Raw genomic sequence first — 3,359 nt, 5'->3', positions numbered from 1 at the left:
TTAACCATAAGCCGAAAATAATAATATAAAGCATTCCAAATAAAAGTAACATTGGAGTATCTTTTATATATTTTGTTTCCATTTATAACCTCCATGAGATTTCATTTACCAAATATCAAAATTTTATATTACCATTGTTTAGATGACAGCTAGTAACAAAGAGCCAAAAGAGCCTTCGCTGTTTTCCTCAAGCGAAAATATAATACAAAAAAACCTGATTCAATTTATTTTTCATTCAAACAAAATGATGGATGCTTTTTATCTATTCCTGCCACACTAATATCAATATCTAAACATTAAGTTAGGAATTTGAAAAGTTTTATAAAATATAGATTTTTTTGTCCAGTTGTACCCTTTAGTTATTTTTCTAAAGGTAGCTTTTGAAACTTTCTGAGCTAAACGTTTAACAATCTCTTCTGATAACTTAGTAAATATTGCATTCGCCAATATTGGATATAGATACCATTTCAAGTACCGTGCCACAACAGCGCCAGCTCCGGCACCGAGAATCAAACCTATACCAGTACTTATTAAAAATCCAGGAGTTAAATTAATGGCTAGAGATATTTTTTGCCAACCAACATTAACTTTAATATAACTATTAAAACCTAAATTGATTGTTTTTGACCAGTACCCACTTGGATCAGTAAAATTAACAGGGTTATTATTGGAATAAACATACGCATTTTGTGAAATTGAATTATTTAGATCTCCCCGATATTGATCCCTCGAAACAAACCTCGCCGTCTCCGGATCATAATACCGCGCTTGCAAGTAGTACAGCTTCGTTTCCCTATCATAATAATATCCTGCATATCCTAGCAGTTGTCCAGTCACTGCGGCATTTTCCGAAACCGAAAGCACTTTTCCCCATGGATCCTAGCTGTAATTCGCGACCGTCGCTCCATTTTTATCGACAATGCCGACGACATCGCCGCGGTAGTTGATGACATAGTAAAACGTATCGCCATTCGCATTCGTGACCGTATTCGGTTTCCCATTCGCCCACGTAAACGCCCATACGGTTTGGCGGTTGTTCAATTTTTCGTACGATTAGTTCTCTTTGGTTTGATTGATAACAGTGTCAACTTGACAATTGGCAACCGCTGCATCATACCAAGATGCTTTTTCTTTCAAGTTCCTAAAAGCCTTTCTAACAGGAATGCTCTTTGTATCGAACTAGATTTTCTGCAATGTGAAATGGGGCTGTCCAATAAGTCCAAAAATAAAAATGCTGAACGAGAAAATGGAAAAATTTCCGTTCAGCATTTTTGTTTGTCTGGTATTGCAGGAAAGTAGCGAGGCGGATGCCCGCCACTTTCAACAGGTTGTGGGCGAGTGCCACGATCCCGAACTCCGTATGTACTTTTGCTAACCCGCGCAGCGAGAAGCGGCGGAACGCGCGATTGCCCTTGATGTGACCGAACACGCTTTCTACCTCGACTTTGCGCCGGGCGTAAATCGCGGATTTCTCGTCATCCTCAAGGGCTCGTTTGGCTTTTATTTTCAGTTCTTCCCATATCGTGTTCCAGTGTACCTGGCGGTTGCCCCTTGCCCTCGTGCAGTTTGGTTTCAACGGGCAGTGGCTGCAGTCCTCACATTCGTAGATTTTAAAACTTTGCTCTAATCCCGATGCGTTTTTCTTCGTTTGATATTTCTTAAATCGTACATAACGACCATTCGGGCAGATGAAGCGATCATCCCTCTCCTCGTATTCCCAGTTAGAGGCATGCCGAATGTCTTTTTGGTAGCGTCTCGTCTTCTCTTTCATGTAACTGCTATACGGAATCAGGAAATCAAATCGCGGCTTTCTTTCTTCCCCTAACGCATACAGGTAGTTTTCTTCACTGCCATAGCCCGCATCGGCAATGACGGTTTTCGGCACCGGCAAGCTAGACGCTGCCAGTTGCTCCATATGTGGAATGAAGCAGCGCGTATCGGTCGGGCGTTGATGGATACTGTAAAACAAAATGAACTGGTTTTCGGTGGCCATTTGCACATTGTAACCAGGCTTGAGCTGACCATTTTTCATGTGGTCTTCCTTCATTCGCATAAACGTCGCATCCGGGTCTGTTTTCGAGTAGCTGTTGCGATCGCCAAAAAGAGCTTTCTGCTGCTCATACTTGGCCAGTCGGGGCAGAAAGTCTGCTCGAATTTGTTTAAGCGGTTGTTTCAAGCGGCTGCGCTCTTTTCGCAAGGCTTTTCGGGTTTCCACGTCATCCGTTTGCGCCATTTGTTCGGTAAGAGCGTCCACTTTTTCTTCCAGTACCGCCGCTGTTTCTTCCAGCTTGGCAGACAGTTCCTCTGCTGCTGGGGACAGATCTTCTCCGGCTTCCTGAGCCGTGAGCGCATGAATGTGCGCCAAGGTCGCCTGTACCTTCTCCCGGAGCTTTTCCTCGAAGCGCAGCGTAGATTTTTTCCACACAAATGAATACTTGTTGGCATCGGCTTCGATCTTAGTGCCATCGAGAAAATAGTTGTCCATCGTGATATAGTTTTCTGCAAGGAGCCGTTGAATCATCGTTTCAAACAGCTCATCCATCAGGGCTTTCATGCGTACGCCGCGAAAGTCGTTGAGGGTACGGAAATCCGGCTGTTGCATGGCGGCCAGCCACATGGCCGGGAGATTTTCACGCAGCAGCTTCTCCATGCCACGACAGGAATAGACCTTTTGGGAATAGCTATACAAAATGACCTTGAGCATCATTTTGGGATGGTAGGAACTGCGACCGCCTCCGGTGTAATGCGCGAACAGTTGCGAATCGGGAATCGCTTCGATCATTTCATCAATCACGCGGGCGACATGATGGGGAGGGATAAACATTTCGAGATCCAAAATCATTTGAGTCTGCTTGTTGTCGTAAGGTTTGAAAGTAGGCGCAAGCTCACGTTTACTTGCAGCAGCCTGCTCCTTTATTTCATCTGGAAAAAGGGAAGGTTGTATGATATAATCTGGAGGAGTAGTCGTTCGATTACTCATAAAAATCGTCCTTTCTGTAAATGTAGTGTGGTAACTCCATTTTACAAGAAAAGACGATTTTTTTGTGATGTTTTTTTGCAACTTGTACAAAGGGGCTATCCGTCAGTCAGTTTCCACTGACTTTTCGGACAGCCCCATTAGTTTTTCCATCCCTCTAACTATTGATAAATAACTATAGAACATCTTTTTCGATACGAATTAATATTTAAATGTTATCATCTTTTTTGATTCAAATTGAATAAAAATTAGTTGATTCAATTTGTTGAAATTAAATGTTATTCCCTCCATTCTGTCCTTTGGTAATAATATCTCCATTTCATCAAAAAAATCAGCAATAAAATAAACATTAGTATACTCTATTTCATTCAACAAATAGAAT

General features: G+C 42.1%; 3 protein-coding genes and 1 pseudogene. All 4 read right to left on the bottom strand.

The window, feature by feature from the left end; genetic code table 11:
- Window positions 1-282: 282 nt before the first annotated feature.
- Window positions 283-867: pseudogene (locus tag B6A27_RS07325) on the bottom strand (RHS repeat-associated core domain-containing protein); the annotation flags it as partial.
- A gap of 12 nt (window positions 868-879) precedes the next feature.
- Window positions 880-1,041 carry a hypothetical protein gene (locus tag B6A27_RS18620; protein WP_161491036.1) on the bottom strand — a complete coding sequence of 54 codons (162 nt, stop codon included), beginning with the start codon at window positions 1,039-1,041 and terminating at the stop codon, window positions 880-882.
- A 112-nt stretch (window positions 1,042-1,153) separates the two neighbouring features.
- Entirely contained in the window at window positions 1,154-2,980 is a 1,827-nt protein-coding gene (locus tag B6A27_RS07320; protein WP_236631813.1) for an IS1182 family transposase, read from the bottom strand.
- A 198-nt stretch (window positions 2,981-3,178) separates the two neighbouring features.
- Window positions 3,179-3,359, bottom strand: a 181-nt coding sequence (locus B6A27_RS19060; protein ID WP_236631812.1) for a hypothetical protein, incomplete at its 5' end; no start/stop codon positions are given.

It is taken from the genome of Anoxybacillus sp. UARK-01 (genome assembly GCF_002075365.1).
In the GTDB taxonomy this organism is placed as follows: Bacteria; Bacillota; Bacilli; order Bacillales; family Anoxybacillaceae; genus Anoxybacteroides; species Anoxybacteroides rupiense.
This window is presented reverse-complemented; position numbering and strand designations above follow the sequence as displayed.

Coding starts and splice junctions, on each gene's coding strand:
- B6A27_RS07320 (WP_236631813.1), bottom strand. CDS start 2,980: ATGAGTAATCGAACGACTACTCCTCCAGATTATATCATACAACCTTCC.